Origin of the sequence: Chungangia koreensis (assembly GCF_042651785.1) — a bacterium.
Taxonomy (GTDB): domain Bacteria; phylum Bacillota; class Bacilli; order Bacillales_A; family Planococcaceae; genus Chungangia; species Chungangia koreensis.
Window position 1 is genome coordinate 117,449 of record NZ_JBHSEC010000007.1, and the last position, 18,429, is coordinate 135,877.

Below are 18,429 nucleotides of genomic sequence, written 5' to 3' on the forward strand. Positions count from 1 at the left end.
CCAATATCATGCGTGACCATCATCCCTTCTGCATAGTATAGAGAAAATTATAAACTTTCTAATAATAGATGGGTGAGGATGTAAATGAACGAAAAGCCGAATAGTCGTTTTGTCATCTCTCAGGAAAACTGGTCATTGCATCGAAAAGGGTATTTGGATCAACAACGTCATATGGATAAAGTGAAAGAAGCCATTAAGAATAATTTGCCTGATTTAGTGAGTGAAGAGAGTATCGTTCTTTCCAACGGAAAACAAGTGATTAAAATCCCGATCCGATCTCTGGACGAATATAAAATCCGTTATAACTACGATAAGTCAAAACATGTCGGCCAGGGAAATGGTGACAGTAAAGTCGGCGATGTGGTGGCCCGAGGAGGCGATCAAAAGGCAGGCCAAGGGAACGGAAAAGAAGCGGGAGATCAGCCTGGTGAGGACTTCTATGAAACAGAAGTATCGATGGCTGATTTAGAAAGTGCACTGTTCAAGGAAATGGAATTGCCGAACTTGGAGAGGAAAGAACAGTCTGATTTCATTACTGAAAAAATTGAGTTTAATGATATCCGGAAAAAAGGTCTAATGGGGAATATCGATAAAAAACGAACTATCCTGACAGCGATCAAGCGTAACGCAATGGAAGGAAGTACTGGAATTACACCAATTTATAATGATGATTTACGGTTTAAAACGTGGAACGAAGTACTGAGGCCGGATTCCAAAGCTGTCGTCCTCGCCATGATGGACACGAGTGCATCAATGGGGAAATTTGAGAAGTACATGGCGCGCAGCTTCTTTTTCTGGATGACGAAATTCCTCCGTACAAAGTACGAGACCGTTGATATTGAATTCATCGCGCATCATACAGAAGCAAAGGTTGTGACAGAAGAGGATTTCTTCACAAAAGGAGAAAGCGGGGGAACAATTTGTTCATCCGCTTACCAAAAGGCATTGGAACTGATTCATGATAAGTATAGTCCAATTCGCTACAATATCTACCCGGTCCACTTTTCGGATGGTGAAAATATGTCCAATGATAATGAACGTTGTGTCCGGCTTGTGAATGAGCTGATGGAGCTTTCCCGCATGTTCGGATACGGGGAGGTTAATGCACATAACCGTTATTCGACGTTGATGTCCGCCTACAAGAATATTAGCAGCCCTAAGTTCCGCCATTATACATTGAAAGAAAAGAATGATGTCTATCATGCATTGAAAGGCATTTTTCATAAGGCGGGAGAAACAGTCTGAACGGGCCTTCCCGATTACTGATTTTGGGAGGAACATGAATGGACGTAACTTTAAAGAAAGCTATCGAGGAAATTACAGAAATTGCAGAGGGATTCGGCCTTGATTTTTTTGAAATGCGGTATGAGATCTGCCCCGCTGATGTCATTTACACCATCGGGGCTTATGGGATGCCAACTCGATACACACATTGGAGCTTCGGTAAACAATTTCACAAGATGAAGCTCCAATATGATTTAGGACTTAGCCAGATTTATGAACTTGTCATTAATTCGAATCCTTGCTATGCGTTTTTACTGGATACCAATAGCTTAATCCAAAATAAGTTGATCATCGCGCACGTCTTGGCCCATTGTGATTTCTTCAAAAATAATGTCCGCTTTTCAAATACACGGCGGGACATGGTCGAGAGCATGACAGCAACGGCCGAACGAATCGCCGCTTATGAAAAAGAATACGGCAAGGATGAAGTGGAACGGTTTATCGATGCTATATTGTCGATTCAAGAACATATTGATCCGTCAATCGTACGGCCGAAACTTCAATATGAATTACTTCAAGAGGAAGAAGAACCGAATGCAGCACCCATTACTCCATATGATGATTTGTGGAATTTGGACGGAAAGTCGGAAAAGAAGGAATCCCCGAAACGAAAGAAGTTCCCGCCAAGACCTGAAAAGGATTTGCTTCTATTCATTCAAGAATACAGCCGTGAATTGACGGAGTGGCAGCGGGATATCTTAACGATGATTCGTGAGGAGATGCACTATTTCTGGCCGCAGCTCGAAACGAAAATTATGAATGAAGGATGGGCATCGTATTGGCATCAGAGAATTCTTCGGGAACTGGATTTAACGACAGACGAAACCATTGAGTTCGCCAAGTTGAATGCTGCAGTCGTTCAGCCTTCGCGGACCTCCATCAACCCTTATTATTTAGGTTTGAAGATTTTTGAGGATATTGAAAAACGATATAACAATCCAACGAAAGAAATGATTAGAACAGGTATTAAACCGAATTCGGGCAGAGATAAAATATTTGAGGTTAGAGAAATTGAATCAGACCTTTCCTTTATCCGTAATTATTTGACGAAGGACTTAGTGAAACGAGAGGATTTGTATTTATTCCAGAAGTCAGGAAACGATTACAAAATATCTGATAAGGATTATGAGCAGGTCAGGGATCAATTAGTTTCCATGAGGGTAAATGGGGGGTTCCCTTACATCGTCGTCGAAAACGGGGATTATTTAAAGAACGGAGAACTTTACTTGCTTCATGAATATGAAGGGACCGAGCTGGATCCACACTACCTCGAACATGTTCTTCCGTATATTTATCAATTATGGGGCAGGACTGTTCATATGGAAACGACTGTTAGTGAGAAGCCAATTGTTTATACGTATGATGGCAAAAAGGTTTATCGGAGATTCACATGAGAAAAATCGTATGGCGAAATAGAAAAGAAGTCAGTGGAAATTTGCGTGTTCTCGTAATTTCCAAAACTGACTTCTTTTTGTTGTTTAATGGGTGTTCAATACTCTGTCTTTTCTTCCATGAAGGATTGTGTAGAGGAAAATAGTGAAGAGAACGCCGCCGCCTAATATCCCATACAGTGTGTTATAGCCTGTAAAAGGAATAAGGAAACCAAGCAAATACGGTCCAAATCCAAGACCCGCATCCAAGAAAATGAAAAACGTTGAAGTGGCAAGACCCATTCGTTGTGGCGATGTCAGTTTAACCGCTATTGCCTGAGTACATGATTGAATGTTGCCGAATCCTGCACCGATCAGAACCCCTGCAAGTAATAACAAAACTCCCGTTGACGCGATGGATAATAGAAACATGCCGATTGCAAATAGGACTAATGCTGGATAAATAACGATATTTGCACCTTTTAAGTCAAAAAGTTTTCCTGTAATCGGACGAGAAAGGAGAATCGCAATTGAATAGACTAAGAAGAAATAACTCGCAGCACTTACCAATTCGTTTTCAACTGCGAAGAAGTTGATAAAAGAAAGGACACTTGAATAGCAGAAGGCTGCTACAAGAGTTATAAAAGCAATCGGAATCGCATTCGGCTCTAAATAGTTGGAGATACGGAAACCTTTCTGTTGTTCGACAGGAGCAATTTCTGTTTCTGTATAACCTGACTTTAAAAGTACAAAAATTATCAAATTAAAAAGGGCCAAACCTACACAAAATGAAAAGATTAAATTGTAAGTAAAGTGCTGACTCATATACAGTCCGATGAAAGGGCCGATTGCCGTAGCTAAAGTGGCGCTCATACTGTAATAACCAATGCCTTCACCTTTACGGGTAGTTGGAATAATAAGAGCGACAAGTGTTCCCGTGGCTGTACTTGCAACTCCTAATGATAAACCATGGATAAAGCGATTAATTAAAAGGAACGATAATCCCCAGTCTAAGAAGTACATCATAGAAGTAACAATGAAAAAAATCAGACCGATAAATAATGTACGCATCCGGCCGATTCGATCCATGTAACGCCCAATTCCTAAACGTCCGATTAAAGTACCGATTATGAATATTCCAGTTACAAGTCCCGCTTCACTCGTCGATGCATCATATTCCGCAACAGCATAAAGAGCGATTGTAACCATCAATAAATAAAAGACTAAAGTTAAAAAGAAATTAATAGCTGAGACAGTCAAAAAGTTTTTTGTCCATAATTGTTCTTTGTTTTCCACTAATCATTCTCCTTTTCTAAATTAGATAGGTTAGACCTGACTATCGACATAATACGAATCACTTCTTTTTGTTCCTCCATGGAAATGTTCTCCACAATTTTCTGTTCAAATTGGTCGATTGATTGTCTCACTTCAGAATAGATCAGTTGACCATGCTCTGTTAGCTGAATTCTCTTTTCTCGCCGGTCCTCACTTTGAATCCGTTCCACTATTTCCATCTCAAATAAGCGATTAACAATTTTGGTCATCGTCGGTTTTTCAACAAATTGAGATTTTGCCAGTTCGCCGATTGTTGAAGTTTTTTCATGGAATAAGCGATATAAAACTGACCATTGTGCTCGGAATAACCCGTGCTTTGCCAATTGCTGCTGTAAGTGATGATCAAATGGACGATGAAGTAATACAAGCTCTCTGAGAAAGTCATGATATGCAGAAATAGAAATCACCCCAGTCATTTAGTTAGCCTTGCTAACTAAATGATGATAACAAAAATTCCTGTATACAGTCAAACCTTTTCGGATGAAACTTAGGAAATTGGAAAACATAACGAAGAAAACTGAAGAAAGGAGTTGAGGTCTATGAAATCACTTGTTGTTAAATTTCTAATGACATTAGCGGTACTATGGCTGGTACTTGGATGGTTTTACGCGGTATCGTTTACTGATATTTTAATATTGAGCTTAGTTATTACAGGAATCGGCTATGTGGCTGATCTTTATATTCTGCCCCGAGCCGGAAACCTCTTTTCCTCTGCACTCGATTTCGGACTAGCCTTATTGATCGTTTGGTTTTTGGGCTCTTATCTATTCGAGGGTCCAGTTCCGTTAGCAACGGCCGCCATACTCTCCGCCATTGCACTGACAATTGGCGAAATGTTCTTCCATCGTTATATGGAAGGATTGAGAAAGAGTGACGACGGTGAAGAAATGACATTGGAAAGCCAACGGGGATATTACAACCGGACGGATCTGCAAACAGAATTCGGGAAAGAGTTTGACACAGAAGAAGCAAAAAATGAAGCCCGCAGAAATGACACAGATTACTAAAAAATGCCGGAGCTCTTTTGAGCTCCGGCATTTCAGAATGTAGACATGTATCGCTTTACCGGACATTTCTTTTTGGCTTTGCTTCACGAAGGCGTGAGGCAATATGAGCTATAAAGACAAGAAATTTGTTCTACTTATATGTAAATGTTAGACATGGTACGTATCTCTATATCAGAGGGAATTGTGGGTAAGGAAATTTCAAAGACGGTCCCTTTGCCTACTTCACTTTCAGCATGGATTGTCCCGTTCATCGCTCGAATTATACTAAATACGACCATAAGGCCAAGACCTGTACCTCGATCACCTTTTGTTGAATAGTATGGTTCTCCAATTCGTTCGATCTGCTCTTTTGTCATACCTGGTCCTGTATCTTTAATACGAATCGTTACAGTTGAGTAATGAAGAATAACCTTCACTTTCAATAATCCGCCATTTTCCATAGCTTCTAAGGCGTTTTTCATAATATTCATCAAGCATTGACGGAGTTTTTGACGGTCTCCTTCGATGATTACATTCTTAGGTAATACAGTAATGATCCTGATTTCATTTTTCTGTGCATGTGGTTTTAACGAATGGACTACATTTGTAACTTCTTGAATAAGATCGAACTTCTCCTTTTCGATATTTGGATCGGAAAAGGTTAAATAGTCTTGAATGACGTTTTCAGCAGAATGAAGCTCTTGTTTTAAAATCGATAAATACAGTTCTCTTTCTTCTTCATTTAACTGATCATTTTCTAACAATTGCACAAAACCAAGGGCAGCTGTTAGAGGATTCCGTATCTCATGAGAGATGGCAGCACCCATTTGTTCAACAGCTTCTAGTCTTTTTGTCTCTACTTTATGGTTTTTAAATTTATTGGACTTGCACAACTCTTCCAAGAAGAATGCAATAAGCCCAACTCCGATTGGTTGGATGAACAAATAGGCAGTATATGCACCCCAAGGATGCTCCTGTGTTATAAAATCTAAAGCGAGACCTTGAAGAATTCCAATTGCGAGAGTGATATAAACTGCAACCAATATACGTTGCTTAGGAAGTAGGACCAGGAATTTAGGGGCCCATTTTATGGAGATATGGGCAAGGGTCAAATATAGTAGTGCATTCAGTATAAAACCGAGATCAAACCCGAAAAATCCTCTGACGATCACAGCCAGTATTCCTAAAATAATGCCCATCCCTGCATAGAGAGAACCAATGATAAACGGAATAAGCCGAAGGTCCAAAAGAACATTCTCATTAATGGGATACGAAAAGAAAAAACAGATGGATATACTAGTGATGAAATACGTCTTTGTTAGAACTTTTAAGGTGGAATCACTTGAGTGTCTTCCCCATAAACCTAAGAAAAATAATAATACAACTAATAGCGACAGATTAAATAAAAAGTGTTCGACGATTTGCAAGGGGGGCTCTCCTTATGAGTCAACTTAGATACTATAGCTGCTCGTATAAAATCTAATCTTTTACCCTTTTTTAAACGTTAGTAGGAATGTATGTCCAATAGGAGTAGTTTTACTTTCGATCATGCCTTTCATAGCTTTGATCGTATGCATGGACGACAATAGTGCGTTTTGTTCATTTAAACTCTTCTCAAGATAATTTTTTCCTAATAAGGCGACTTCATGGATGTCTAAACGAATGATGACTTTAGTTTTAGATAAGGATGAGCTGATGACAAGTGTGCCACCTGGCTCCATGGTGAGCAGGGAATGTTGGATAAAGGCAGTGACACTTTCGTTAAATTTCTGACGGTCTATAATAATAGTACCTTTAGATATTAGATTAGTTTCAATCTTAATAGAATGAAGATTTGCTAAGGGCTGTAGCATTTGGACAACCTTATTTAACTCGTTATCAATCGATACATTGGTGAAAGATAATGTTGCAGGTTTCGTGAAGTTTAGGTAGTTCTGTAAAATTTGTTCCGCATGTTCAATTTCAGTTTTAAGAATAGAAGTGAAGTGTTTTCGGCTCTCCTGGTTAATAGAGTCGGAAGAAAGTAATTCTGTGAAACCAATTGCTGCGGTGAGGGGATTGCGGATATCATGTGATATGGCTGCTCCCATCTGTTCAATTGCTTTTAACTTTTCCTCTTTAAATAGCCGGCGTTCATTTTCCTCATTATGAGCAATCAGTTCAATTAGACAAGTAAGTATCAAGGCACTCATGGCAGGTACAGTCAAGGCCGCAAACCAGATCTCCATCACATACTCAGCTGGGATCCACGTAGTTGATATGAGTAATGTGCCTAAACTGAATAGTGATGTGGCGGTAAACGTTACAATCATCTTGGTGAGTGGTTTTAATTTCAAAAAAGTGTACCGCCATTTCCAAAAGGCCAAGCTAAGCACGGAAAAAACAAGTGCGTTTAAATAGAACCCTTCATCGATTCCATAAAAGCCCCGAACAATTATTGCCAATATACCAAGAAGAAGACTTAAAGGATGGTAAAGGGAGCCAATAAGAAAAGGAACGAAGCGCATATCAATGACAAAGAAATCATTCAACCGGAACGAAAATACGAAACACAGTATAAGTGATGAAGAATAAAAGAAAATTCCCGGAAAGCGAGATATGACCATCCTCAGATTTACAGTTGAAATATAAAAAACATAAAATAATGCGAGCATTAAAGAAAGGTTAAACAGGAAATGGTAGGTAAGCGATTCCATATGGTCACTCCAGCAATTTTTGCTATTTTCCCATATCATAACTGGTACCAAAGTAATAGACAATGCTTTCTGATGAAATATTCAAATAATATTAAATTATTTTTAAAATAAGAGCTTAAGAAAAAAATTATATTACAGAGTCTAAAACAACCGACTCCATGACTGTAATGGTATTGCTATACGTATTCAAATTTACGGTAGCCCCCAGAGGGATTGCGGCTTTATAAGTTCCATGAGCAGTTGCGACATTTGTCATTAACGGTTTTCCTAATGGAACGAGAAATTCTTGTATGATATCGTCGTATGTCTTTCCGTACGCTGCCTCACATCCAGTACATTCCCCCATGATGATTCCTACGCAATCATCAAGCTTCCGGGCCATTGCTAAATGAGTCATGTATCGATAAAACGTATTCGCCGGTTCATGGGTCTCTTCTAATATTAGAATTCGCCCTGTCGTATCCACTTCGTATGGTGTGCCTAATGTACCGATAAATGAAGTTAAATTTCCGCCGATGAGCATCCCTGAAACGTTTCCCGGAACGAGGCTTGTCTTTAAGATTTCAGGTGGGTTTTCAATTTGCCAGGGGACCTCCCGAACAGAAGTAGCGGAAAAGAACTGATCTAAATTATATTGAGGAATATCTTTGTCGAAGTCGAGAAGCATTAGGCTTTGGAAGGATAGAAGGTTGGCATATTCCACAAGGACATTCTGAAGAATAGTAATGTCACTATAGCCAGATAAGATTTTCGGATTTCTTGAGATTGTCGAGAAATCTAAATAAGGCAAGATCCCCTCTACACCGACTCCACCTCGTGTTGAAAGAATCATGTTAACTTCAGGATTTTCAAACATCTTCATTAAGTCGGAGGCACGTTCCCGAGGACCGGCACTTAAAAAGCCATTCGCAGCATATACATAATCCCCTACGACAATTTTGTAACCCATCTTTTGAAGTATATCAATTCCCAAGTCTATTTGTTCCGCAGCCAATGGGCTTCCAAGAGTTACAATCCCGATCGTGTCACCGGTTTTCAAGGCTGGCGGTTTTGTCACCATAGTTTGCAGCTCCTTTTTATTCTTAGTTCTCTTAGTATATTGGTTCAAATAGCCGGACATGAAAGAACCTAACAATAAAACCGGTCAATCGGGAATGAGTTGCATAGTTTAAAAAGGACGTGTCAAACAGAGGAGAGGTATCTTAAAAATTCCAACGTACAGGAGGGAAACCAAGCCCTTGTAAGATTGGAAGTTCATGATGGTCAGCAGGGTAAAGAGAAAACAGCCAGATTTCTAAAAGTGGAAACTGGCTGTTTTTTTAAGAAGGCAGTTATTCTTTTATAAATTGCATCTTTTCATTGAATAGAACCGGGTAGGAAAGAAACCCTAAAAGTACGCTTGTGACCCCGGCTGTCGTCAATAAAAGAAAGAGAATAAGCAATTGAAATTGCACTGCGATGACAGGATCGGCACCGGCGATGATTTGTCCGCTCATCATGCCAGGCAATTGGACAAGTCCTACCGTTTTTTGGCTTTCAATGGTTGGAATCATACTGGCTTTTATGGCACTGAGCAACTGCCGATGAACGGCTTGTTTTGGCGTGCCTCCAAGTGAAAGGATCAACTCTGTTTCTTCATGGCGTGCTTCAATTTCTGCAGTAAAACGATTTAAGAAAAGAATCGCAAGAACCATTGAATTCCCAATCACCATACCACTAATCGATATGATGTATGGTGCTTCGGGAGGTATAATCCGGAAGCCTAAAAGAATCGATTGCGTCAGCACTTCTACAAAAATGAGCGCAGCCGCCACTTTCCAAGTGATGCCCTTGATTGAAAGTCCTTTTTTCTTCACATTATTAGTTGCTGCGATGATCATTAGCAGAACAATGAGGAGTATATAGACAAAGCTATCGGAGTCGAAAACAAACTTTAGTACATAACCAATGACCAATAATTGAATAATTGAGCGAATTGTCGCAATAAGCGTATCTTTTTCCAAGCCTAATCCAAATGTTTTGGAGAGAATAAGCGGAATCAGGACAAATATTAAGGTTAAGGACAACGTAGTGAACGTCATTTTCCTTCCCCCTTCACAAATTTTTGCACTCGTTCATTAGTCGGAGATTTTAATAGCGCACTATCACCGGTTTCAATGATTTCCCCATCCATTAATACCCATGTAAACGTTCCTATTTCAAGAGCCTGCTGCAAGTTATGTGTAATCCAAACGATGGTTGTCCCGTTCTTATTGACCTTAACGATCAAGTCTTCGATTTCTTGCCTTGAAGTTTGATCGAGAGAAGAAGTGATTTCATCCAGCAAAAGAATTTCTGGACGATTCATTAAGGTGCGGGCGATGGAGACCTTTTGACGTTGTCCACCGGAAAGATCTTTCGTGTTTCGCTTCAACAAGTCCTCTGGCAACCCAACTTTGTTTAATGCCGTTTGTGCTTCTTTTTGGTCCAACTTTTCTTGTTTTAAGGTCCGGGGAAGTGCAAGATTTTCCCAAACTGTGCCAGGAATCATTGGAGCACTTTGGAGGGCGAGACCGACTAATCTTCTTAAGACAGGTGGAGAATACGTGTCAATCGGTTTGCCATGTATATAAATATCTCCTGAGTCAGCAGATAATAATCCATTACAAAGCTTTAACAGAGTCGTCTTCCCGGCCCCCGATGGTCCCACTAAAGTAGTGATCGATCCTTCCGGAAATGAACCCGTAACTTGCTTTAAGATTTTATGGTCATTTGCAGAGAAATTGACGTTATTAAAATGAATAGCAGGTTGATAGTTCAATTAGATTCACTTCTTTCTAAAAGGCTTTTCGTTAGTAATAGTTATAACATAAAGGCGGACAATTTAAGGGCAATAGCAGTTTTGTGTAAAATAGAGGAAAGAAGAGTAGAGGAGGACGTAGTTATGGCATTGCATCACTTTCATTTAAAAGCAGATTGGCCTGGTTTAAGAAATGACGTCGGGACGATTGAATCGGGAAATCTAAAAACTGAAATTTCAATTCCTCCAGAAATGGATGGACCGGGTGTTGGTACGAATCCGGATGAAATGTTATTAGGAGCCGCTGCAACCTGCTATATCATCACGTTAGCAGCTATGATGGAGCGTAGTGGACTTGAGAAAAAATCCCTTTCGATGGAATCAGAGGCGATTGTAGAAGTAAAGGATGGAGTTTTTACATATAAGAAAATTATTCACCGCCCCACTATTGAGTTAAAAGAAGGAGCATCGGAACGTGAACGCTCCCTTGCCAAGAGACTTGCAGAAAAGGCGGAGAGTTCCTGTATGATCAGCAGAGCGATTGCAGGAAATGTTGAATTGGAATTAGAAGCGACCATCTCATAAACGTGATGAATTCTATTATGTCAGTGCCCTTCTTCTTATCTCCCGCATAAGATAATAGAGTAGATCAGAAGGGGGTGTGAGGCATATGGGCTTGTATATGAATGACAATCAGCACCCGGGCGTGTATCGAAACCGAAAAAAATTGAATGAGTCAAACCAAAGGATTGAACGCAGGGATTATTTGTCGGAAGTGCTGGAGAACCAGCAGAAAACGAACAGGACCTTCCACCGGGCAATATATGGCTTAAGACATTCACAGAAAAAGTTGGAAATACGGCAATCCAATCAGTGGAAAGAACTTATGGAGCATCTGGAGGAAATGCAGGAAATGAGTGAGCGCCACGAGGAATTGGAGCAGGCCGTATTGGCATGGCTTAAAAGCTTGGAGCTTAAGAATCGTAAACTCCAACTTGTTTTAAAGCATGAGCAAAATAGCAAGAAGGATCTCGTACAAAAAGTGGAAGATATGAACCGGTTAAACCAAGATCTCATGACACGATTAAGTGATTTAAGTGAGTCGAATGGGCGGATTGAGGTAAAAGTCGATGAACAGACGGAAATTCAAAAAACCCTTTCCAATCAAGTGACAAGGTTAGAAACGGTCCAGCAGGAAGTGGCCGACAAAATCGATAGCCAAGAGGGACTGATTGATAAGTTGAATCGGCAAATCGATCATATCCGATCAGTATTGTTTGAGCGTACAAATCATTTAGAAGAAAAGATTGAGAATTTGTACAAAACGACTGCTGCACTATTCCAGCGGCTATCCCCAAAAAATAAAGAAAGTGAAGGAGATTCGGAGAAGGAAGAAAACACAACCTCCCGTAATCTTCATTAAAAAATATAAAAAAGTAAAAACAAGACTTCTCGATTGAGGAGCCTTGTTTTTTATTACATATGAATCACTTGTCCGATGAACCCGGTTCTTTAGGAACCAAGTTGAAAATTTCTTGGTCCTCGAAAGCATCCACTAACCGATCGAGCCATTCATAATACGCTTTCATACTTTTCAGCTTCTCAATATCCTCAACCGCGAACTCTTTCACTTCAGCAGATATTTCTGGGTCTTGGATGAGTGTCTCCAACTCAGCTATTGATTTTTTTATGGCTGCGTTATGGAGGGAAACGGATCGGCGCCATTTGATCGAGAACAGATCAATAAAATTTTGATGCCAATCGTCCGTTACTTGATACAAATCTTTTCGAATTCCTTTTCTCCAGGCGCGTTCAACCAGTTTCAGGTCGCTTAACGCCTTGACAGAAGTACTGACACTCGTCTTGCTCATACCTAAAAGATTGGTCATTTCGTCAAGAGTCAACGGTTCATCATGGAAATACATGACCCCGTACTGTCTGCCTACTGAAGGAGCCAAACCGTATAGATGAATATTTTGTGCAATCGTTTCAATAATACGTTCACGGGCTTTTTCTAAGCGTTCTTTGCCTTCCATGATGATGTCCCTCCACTTATTAATGGCTCATAATTACAGCATGTGTTTAATATTCTAAATGTATTATACCCACTTTTAAAATGCAATTTATAATAATTATAGTTCGTACAGTTTTTTCTGTATGAACTAAATAAAAAGTTTGAACAGTTGTTTTCATTTTATATTACCTTTATACTAATTAAGGAGTTAAGCAAAAGGAGTGTGAATATGAACGGGGAAATGAGAACTAAAAAAATAGAAGTTCTCCAAGCTTCGAAAATATTTGGTAAGAACAGAAGAAAAGCAACACAAATGATTTCTGACGGGAAAACGAAAGCGGAAATCCTAAAACAAACAGGAGCAACTGTTGGGGTCAAAAATGCAAGTTTTGATGTGTACGATGGAGAGGTTTTTGTCATCATGGGACTTTCAGGAAGTGGAAAATCCACATTGGTGAGAATGCTCAACCGTCTGATTGATGCGTCATCCGGGAAAATATTGCTGGATGGTGAAGACCTCATGCAGATGAACAAAGAACAGCTCCGAGAAGTACGAAGAAAGAAAATCGGTATGGTGTTTCAGAACTTTGCTCTCTTTCCGCATAAGACGATTATCGAGAATACGGAATATGGTTTGGAACTTCAAGGTGTTCCAAAAGAACAGCGTCGTCAAAAGGCAACGGAATCGTTGAGACTCGTAGGTCTTGCAGGCTACGAAACTCAATATCCAAGCCAATTGAGCGGAGGTATGCAGCAGCGTGTAGGACTTGCAAGGGCACTTGCAACAGATCCTGATGTATTGCTGATGGATGAAGCTTTTAGTGCGCTGGATCCTCTCATCCGGAAAGACATGCAAAACGAACTCCTGCAGTTACACAGTGATGTGGGGAAAACGATTATTTTCATTACCCATGATTTGGATGAGGCACTTCGGATCGGCGACCGTATCGCCTTGATGAAAGATGGGGAAATCGTCCAAATTGGAACACCGGAAGAAATTTTAATGAGCCCGTCCAATGAATATGTAGAACGGTTTGTCGAGGACGTAGATTTATCAAAAGTTCTGACGGCCGGCCACATTATGAAAAAGGCGGATTCTGTACCGATTGAACGTGGTCCACGTGTTGCTCTACGTTTAATGAACCAGCTTGGAATTTCTTCTATTTACGTTGTTGATAAAGGAAACAAACTGATAGGAGCAGTTACTGCTCAAGATGCACTAAAAGCAGTGGAAGAGGATCTTTCTCTTCGGGATGTGCTGATCACGGATATAGTAAAAGTAACTCCGGATACAGTGTTAACAGACTTGTTTGACACGGTATCAACGGCTACAATCCCAGTCTCAGTGGTTAACGAAGACCAAAGACTGTTAGGAATTATTATCCGAGGTGCATTAATTGGAGCTTTAGCTGGAGATGACCAGTTTATTAATGAAAAAGCGGAAGAAGCTGTAGAAGCAAGTTCTGAATTGGAGGTGATGTAGGTGGATGAACTATTACCTCGTATTCCGTTCGCGGACTGGATAGATCAGTTAGTAGATTGGTTAGTAGCAACTTTCGGAACTGTTTTCGATGGAATCGCAGATTTCTTGGAAGGTGTAGTCGAAGGTTCGGTCGATCTATTAAATATGGTCCCTTCCATACTATTAGCTGTTTTATTCGCCGCACTTGCTTGGTTGATCTCAACACGTAAGGTTGCCATCTTTACATTGATCGGCCTGTTATTTGTCGACTATTTAGGTTATTGGTATGAAATGCTGCAAATGTTGGCGTTGGTGCTGACATCCGTTTTCTTTGCAGTGGTTGTCGGGATTCCAATAGGAATTTGGGGTTCTCAGAGCAGCAAGGTCCGTAAGGTTATCAATCCGATCTTAGACTTGATGCAAACGATGCCGGCCTTCGTTTACTTAATCCCAGCAATCTTCTTCTTTAATATTGGAGTTGTGCCAGGGGTTGTCGCTTCCGTTATATTTGCAATGCCGCCAACTATTCGGCTGACTATGTTGGGAATTCAACAAGTTCCAAGTGAGCTGATTGAAGCGACGGAAGCATTTGGATCTACTACGTGGCAACGGCTTGGCAAGGTTCAAATACCTTTGGCGAAACCGACGATCATGGCGGGTGTGAACCAAAGTATCATGCTTTCACTCTCCATGGTGGTTATTGCCTCCATGGTAGGGGCACCAGGTCTCGGTGAAGAAGTTTACCGTTCTGTTACGCAGTTGAAAACCGGAGTCGGTTTTGAAACTGGCTTATCGATTGTCATTGTGGCAATCATTTTAGATAGAATTACACAACACGCAGGAAAAAGAAAAGTAGGGGGAAAAACAATATGAATTTGAAAAAGAAGTTAGTAGGTTTAGGAGCAATCGCTTTATTGACAGCAGGTTTAGCAGCTTGTGGAAATGATGCAGAGGGTGATAGTTCATCTTCAAGCGAGTCTGTCGGTGAAAAACTCGACTATAAGATTACCGGAATTGACCCAGGTGCCGGTATTATGCAAGCAACTGAAAAAGCAATTGATGAGTATGGTTTAGAGGATTGGACTGTAACATCTGGTTCAAGCGCAGCCATGACTGCAGCTCTAAAAAAAGCATATGATGCAGAGGAGCCAATCATTGTAACAGGTTGGACACCTCACTGGAAATTTGCTGAATACGATTTGAAATATCTTGAAGATCCAAAAGGTGTATACGGTGGAGAGGAAGAAATCCATACAATTGGCCGTCTTGGACTGAAAGAAGACATGCCGGAAGCTCATCAAATCCTTTCGAACTTTAATTGGTCAGAGGATGATATGGGTGCAGTCATGATTGAAATTAAAGACGGAGAAAAGCCGGAAGTTGCTGCCCAGAATTGGATTGATGCAAATCCAGAAAAAGTTGCAGAATGGACAGACGGTGTTGAAAAAGTAGACGGAGATAAAATTAAACTTGCTTACGTGGCATGGGATAGTGAGATTGCCAGTACAAATGTCATGAAATTGGTATTAGAAGATATCGGGTATGATGTGACAATGTCACAAGTTGAGGCTGGACCAATGTGGACAGCTGTTGCTGATGGTAGTGCAGATGCTTCACTTGCAGCCTGGTTACCTTTAACGCATGCAACGTATGCAAAAGAATTTGATGGTAAATTTGAAGATTTAGGAATTAGTATGACTGGAGTAAAAATTGGTTTAGTCGTTCCAACATACATGGAAATCGATTCAATCGAAGACTTAGCCAAGTAAGTCAATACCATTCCAAATCGTTAAGTGAATCACAATAAAAAAATCTGCCGCTTCTGTAAGGAGGAGAGCAAAGCCTAATTGGGCAATGCTCACTCTACAGTTGGTGGCAGATTCTTTTTTTAGTTAGTTATGCTTTAGTTTTCGCCGACCTAAGAAGGCCAATAAGGCAGATAATATGAGTAGACCCGTGATGACAACGGAATTACCAACGGTATGAGGATTTTGTAGAAATGATTCAGTTACATGCAATGCTTTTGAAGTAATCGGTTCCCGAATATGAATCGGCCGTTCTTTCACATAAAAAACATGCTGAACAGAATCTCCCCCGATAGCAGGCTCTAATCCAAACTCTCCCTCATCCAACCAAACTTCAATGACATCTCCGACAGCAATATCCATCCCTTTCCCACCATCACGACTGACCCATGGCGGGCTATACGTATACGTCGCTTCAATTGTTCTCAGCGGTTCGTTTGTCGGGGCACGATTGAGCTCCATTAATTCGATCGTCATCATGCGAAGCTGGGATGGCGACTTCTTTGACACGGATAACTGTTGGATCAGCTTGTCCTCAGTAACAGTCCCAATCAGATGATAGGGAGCTTGGTCATTGATTTCTCGTATTTCCGCAGGTTCCATTGACGCGGATGCTGTAGACCCGAAAGAAAGGAAAAGAAAGCTGACAGTAAGCACTGCCAGCATCCTTGTGAATATCTTCGTATCGTTATTCGATGTTGTTAGCTTCAAACTGCGATACGCTCCTTTACTTTTGCTATATCTTCATCAGACCGTTGTTTCTGGACGAACCAAACGACTACTACTAATGATAATCCGATGACATCCGTAATGATTTCCGGAACGATCAACATTAATCCGCCAACGAGGAGGATCGCTCGTTCCCAAAGCCTTGAATTTCTTATAAAGTAGCCGATTAGAGCACTGCTGACTCCCATCATACCGATGAGTGCTGCAAAGATTGAGACGATGAGCATAATCGGTTCAACATCGACCATGACCAGTATCGGATTATAGACGAATATGAACGGGATGATGAACGCTGCGATTGCCAATTTAACGGCGGTCACCCCTGTTTTAAATGGATTAGCTCCAGCTATACCTGCCCCTGCATAAGCTGCTAAACAAACAGGGGGGGTAATGTCAGCTACAATTCCGAAATAGAATACGAACATATGGGCAGCAATCGGAGTAACTCCGAATTCATTGATGAGTACAGGTGCAGCAATGGTAGCCGTAACCACATAGTTAGCTGTAGTCGGAAGCCCCATGCCTAATACGATACAAGCAATCATCGTGAAGAAGAGGGCCAAGATTAGGTGCCCCATAGACAATGCGATGACACCAGCTGCAAACTTCGCTCCAAGTCCGGTCATACTGACGACTCCGGCAATGATTCCTGCAGCAGCTACTGCAGCAATTACGGGAAGCGCTACTCTCGCACCCTGCTCCATGACGTAAATGATTTTCCGCCATGACATTCGGGTCTCTTTTTGAACAAAACTGACTGCAAAGGCAGAAAGTATACCGAACAATGCGGCCCGTTGTGGCGTAAACCCAGACATGATGGTCGTAATAATGACGACCAAAGGTATGATCATATACCAGTTCTTTTTCATCAACTTTGTGAACGAAGGAAGCTGATCCTTTGGTAATCCCAAAATTTTAAGCCTTTTTGCCTCGAAATGCGTTCCAATGAAAATTCCAGTGAAATACAAGATGGCTGGAATTAAGGCAGCAAGCATAATCACACTGTAGGATACACCCAAATATTCCATCATGATGAAAGCGGCAGCTCCCATCATAGGTGGCATGATTTGACCTCCAGTAGAAGCCGCTGCTTCTGTGGCGCCAGCAAACTCAGGTTTGAATCCGGCGTTTTTCATCATCGGTATTGTAAATGAACCTGTAGCTACTGTATTTCCTACTGAACTACCGGAAACGGTTCCTTGAAGGGCACTTGCAACAACGGCTGTTTTCGCCGTACCTCCGGTGTACCGACCAGTTAATGAGAATGCTACATCGTTGAAAAACTTTCCGATATTCGTCTGAATCAGCATGACTCCAAAGAATAGGAACAGGAAAATGAATTTAGCAGAAATCTGAATCGGGGTTCCAAAAACACCGCTCTCTTTGAACCAAAGAGTAGTGGCGGTACGGTCAACCGAAAATCCCGGATGAGAAAGTATTTTTGTCGGTACTAGATTTCCGAAAATCGCATACAAAATCGCTACAGAGGCAACAATGACGATTGGAAGACCGACTGTCCTTCGTGTAGCCTCTAATACCAATACAATTCCTAAAATAGAAATAACTGTGTCCATCATACTGTAGCCGGAGATTCTGCTTTGCAGAATCGAATCGAAGAAAATGATTTTGTGGTAAGTCACGTACATGGCCGTGAAAGCTAAGACGAGATCATACCATGGAACAGTCTTTTGAATTTTCTGCAGCCCTTTTTTAGCAGGATACAGAAGGAAAATAATGCCGAGAGCTGTCCCTAAATGGACAGCTCCTTGTTTCTGGGATGGCAGGACCCCAAAATAGGCCGTATAAAGATGGAAGGCGGTCAAAGCGACACCTAAAAATGTCACAACCCATGCCCACTTGCCGATATTTGTCCGGTATTGGTTTTCTTTGTCGTACTTCTCTAACATCTCTTGTGCATTTACGGTTTGCTTGTCACTCATCGAGCCACCTCTCTATTCTGTGTAACGTT

At 41.0% G+C, this 18,429-nt stretch carries 18 protein-coding genes; 8 read left to right on the top strand and 10 right to left on the bottom strand.

Annotation, left to right across the window (positions count from 1 at the left end; genetic code table 11):
* Positions 1-84: 84 nt before the first annotated feature.
* Together yhbH and ACFOZY_RS06745 are read left to right on the top strand one after the other, a co-directional pair.
* The gene (gene yhbH / locus ACFOZY_RS06740; RefSeq protein WP_378153636.1) at positions 85-1,245 is read left to right on the top strand and encodes a sporulation protein YhbH; all 1,161 of its coding nucleotides are present in this window, start codon (positions 85-87) and stop codon (positions 1,243-1,245) included.
* Between the two features lie 38 nt (positions 1,246-1,283).
* Positions 1,284-2,678, top strand: a complete 1,395-nt coding sequence (locus ACFOZY_RS06745; protein ID WP_378153638.1) for a SpoVR family protein — start codon at positions 1,284-1,286, stop codon at positions 2,676-2,678.
* Positions 2,679-2,762: 84 nt separating this feature from the next.
* Here ACFOZY_RS06745 and ACFOZY_RS06750 read toward each other — a convergent pair whose 3' ends face one another.
* The gene (locus ACFOZY_RS06750) at positions 2,763-3,950 is read right to left on the bottom strand and encodes an MFS transporter (protein ID WP_378153640.1); all 1,188 of its coding nucleotides are present in this window, start codon (positions 3,948-3,950) and stop codon (positions 2,763-2,765) included.
* Positions 3,950-4,405, bottom strand: coding sequence for a MarR family winged helix-turn-helix transcriptional regulator (locus ACFOZY_RS06755; RefSeq protein ID WP_378153642.1), 456 nt, complete (start codon positions 4,403-4,405; stop codon positions 3,950-3,952). Before ACFOZY_RS06755 ends, ACFOZY_RS06750 begins: the two co-directional genes overlap by 1 nt.
* A 123-nt stretch (positions 4,406-4,528) precedes the next feature.
* Between ACFOZY_RS06755 and ACFOZY_RS06760 the strand changes: the two genes are divergently transcribed.
* Positions 4,529-4,996 carry a YndM family protein gene (locus tag ACFOZY_RS06760; protein WP_378153645.1) on the top strand — a complete coding sequence of 156 codons (468 nt, stop codon included), beginning with the start codon at positions 4,529-4,531 and terminating at the stop codon, positions 4,994-4,996.
* Between the two features lie 134 nt (positions 4,997-5,130).
* Here ACFOZY_RS06760 and ACFOZY_RS06765 read toward each other — a convergent pair whose 3' ends face one another.
* From ACFOZY_RS06765 to ACFOZY_RS06785, 5 genes are all read right to left on the bottom strand, one after another.
* Positions 5,131-6,402: an ATP-binding protein gene (locus ACFOZY_RS06765; protein WP_378153647.1), complete on the bottom strand. Its 1,272-nt coding sequence runs from the start codon at positions 6,400-6,402 to the stop codon at positions 5,131-5,133.
* 60 nt (positions 6,403-6,462) lie between these two features.
* Entirely contained in the window at positions 6,463-7,287 is an 825-nt protein-coding gene (locus ACFOZY_RS06770) for a histidine kinase dimerization/phospho-acceptor domain-containing protein (protein WP_378153649.1), read from the bottom strand.
* Positions 7,288-7,798: 511 nt separating this feature from the next.
* On the bottom strand, positions 7,799-8,731 hold the full coding sequence (locus ACFOZY_RS06775; protein ID WP_378153651.1) for a S66 peptidase family protein: 933 nt from the start codon (positions 8,729-8,731) through the stop codon (positions 7,799-7,801).
* A gap of 271 nt (positions 8,732-9,002) precedes the next feature.
* Positions 9,003-9,752, bottom strand: coding sequence for an ABC transporter permease (locus ACFOZY_RS06780; protein WP_378153653.1), 750 nt, complete (start codon positions 9,750-9,752; stop codon positions 9,003-9,005).
* The gene (locus ACFOZY_RS06785) at positions 9,749-10,471 is read right to left on the bottom strand and encodes an ABC transporter ATP-binding protein (protein ID WP_378153655.1); all 723 of its coding nucleotides are present in this window, start codon (positions 10,469-10,471) and stop codon (positions 9,749-9,751) included. The genes ACFOZY_RS06780 and ACFOZY_RS06785 overlap by 4 nt, the downstream gene beginning before the upstream one ends.
* Before the next feature lie 123 nt (positions 10,472-10,594).
* Here ACFOZY_RS06785 and ACFOZY_RS06790 point away from each other — a divergent pair, with 123 nt between their 5' ends.
* Both ACFOZY_RS06790 and ACFOZY_RS06795 read left to right on the top strand, forming a co-directional pair.
* Positions 10,595-11,035 carry an OsmC family protein gene (locus ACFOZY_RS06790; protein WP_378153657.1) on the top strand — a complete coding sequence of 147 codons (441 nt, stop codon included), beginning with the start codon at positions 10,595-10,597 and terminating at the stop codon, positions 11,033-11,035.
* Positions 11,036-11,120: 85 nt separating this feature from the next.
* Positions 11,121-11,873, top strand: a complete 753-nt coding sequence (locus ACFOZY_RS06795) for a hypothetical protein (RefSeq protein ID WP_378153659.1) — start codon at positions 11,121-11,123, stop codon at positions 11,871-11,873.
* A 64-nt stretch (positions 11,874-11,937) separates the two neighbouring features.
* Here the strand turns inward: ACFOZY_RS06795 and ACFOZY_RS06800 are convergent, their stop codons facing one another.
* The gene (locus ACFOZY_RS06800) at positions 11,938-12,486 is read right to left on the bottom strand and encodes a GbsR/MarR family transcriptional regulator (protein ID WP_378153661.1); all 549 of its coding nucleotides are present in this window, start codon (positions 12,484-12,486) and stop codon (positions 11,938-11,940) included.
* Positions 12,487-12,705: 219 nt separating this feature from the next.
* On the opposite strand from ACFOZY_RS06800, the gene ACFOZY_RS06805 reads away from it, so the two are divergent.
* The 3 genes from ACFOZY_RS06805 to ACFOZY_RS06815 are packed head-to-tail and all read left to right on the top strand — an operon-like array spanning position 12,706 to position 15,695.
* Positions 12,706-13,947, top strand: a complete 1,242-nt coding sequence (locus ACFOZY_RS06805; RefSeq protein ID WP_378153663.1) for a quaternary amine ABC transporter ATP-binding protein — start codon at positions 12,706-12,708, stop codon at positions 13,945-13,947.
* Positions 13,948-14,799, top strand: a complete 852-nt coding sequence (locus ACFOZY_RS06810) for an ABC transporter permease (RefSeq protein ID WP_378153665.1) — start codon at positions 13,948-13,950, stop codon at positions 14,797-14,799.
* Entirely contained in the window at positions 14,796-15,695 is a 900-nt protein-coding gene (locus tag ACFOZY_RS06815) for a glycine betaine ABC transporter substrate-binding protein (RefSeq protein WP_378153667.1), read from the top strand. Before ACFOZY_RS06810 ends, ACFOZY_RS06815 begins: the two co-directional genes overlap by 4 nt.
* 123 nt (positions 15,696-15,818) lie before the next feature.
* Here ACFOZY_RS06815 and ACFOZY_RS06820 read toward each other — a convergent pair whose 3' ends face one another.
* Positions 15,819-16,442 (bottom strand): hypothetical protein, encoded by a 624-nt coding sequence (locus tag ACFOZY_RS06820; protein ID WP_378153669.1) that lies wholly within the window; start codon positions 16,440-16,442, stop codon positions 15,819-15,821.
* Positions 16,439-18,400 (bottom strand): TRAP transporter permease, encoded by a 1,962-nt coding sequence (locus tag ACFOZY_RS06825; protein WP_378153671.1) that lies wholly within the window; start codon positions 18,398-18,400, stop codon positions 16,439-16,441. The genes ACFOZY_RS06820 and ACFOZY_RS06825 overlap by 4 nt, the downstream gene beginning before the upstream one ends.
* Between the last annotated feature and the right edge of the window lie 29 nt (positions 18,401-18,429).

Bases quoted from the DNA above. Each gene is read 5' to 3' on its own strand.
- yhbH (WP_378153636.1), top strand. From the start codon at position 85: ATGAACGAAAAGCCGAATAGTCGTTTTGTCATCTCTCAGGAAAACTGG.
- ACFOZY_RS06745 (WP_378153638.1), top strand. From the start codon at position 1,284: ATGGACGTAACTTTAAAGAAAGCTATCGAGGAAATTACAGAAATTGCA.
- ACFOZY_RS06755 (WP_378153642.1), bottom strand. From the start codon at position 4,405: ATGACTGGGGTGATTTCTATTTCTGCATATCATGACTTTCTCAGAGAG.
- ACFOZY_RS06760 (WP_378153645.1), top strand. From the start codon at position 4,529: ATGAAATCACTTGTTGTTAAATTTCTAATGACATTAGCGGTACTATGG.
- ACFOZY_RS06770 (WP_378153649.1), bottom strand. From the start codon at position 7,287: ATGATTGTAACGTTTACCGCCACATCACTATTCAGTTTAGGCACATTA.
- ACFOZY_RS06775 (WP_378153651.1), bottom strand. From the start codon at position 8,731: ATGGTGACAAAACCGCCAGCCTTGAAAACCGGTGACACGATCGGGATT.
- ACFOZY_RS06780 (WP_378153653.1), bottom strand. From the start codon at position 9,752: ATGACGTTCACTACGTTGTCCTTAACCTTAATATTTGTCCTGATTCCG.
- ACFOZY_RS06790 (WP_378153657.1), top strand. From the start codon at position 10,595: ATGGCATTGCATCACTTTCATTTAAAAGCAGATTGGCCTGGTTTAAGA.
- ACFOZY_RS06795 (WP_378153659.1), top strand. From the start codon at position 11,121: ATGGGCTTGTATATGAATGACAATCAGCACCCGGGCGTGTATCGAAAC.
- ACFOZY_RS06800 (WP_378153661.1), bottom strand. From the start codon at position 12,486: ATGGAAGGCAAAGAACGCTTAGAAAAAGCCCGTGAACGTATTATTGAA.
- ACFOZY_RS06805 (WP_378153663.1), top strand. From the start codon at position 12,706: ATGAGAACTAAAAAAATAGAAGTTCTCCAAGCTTCGAAAATATTTGGT.
- ACFOZY_RS06815 (WP_378153667.1), top strand. From the start codon at position 14,796: ATGAATTTGAAAAAGAAGTTAGTAGGTTTAGGAGCAATCGCTTTATTG.
- ACFOZY_RS06825 (WP_378153671.1), bottom strand. From the start codon at position 18,400: ATGAGTGACAAGCAAACCGTAAATGCACAAGAGATGTTAGAGAAGTAC.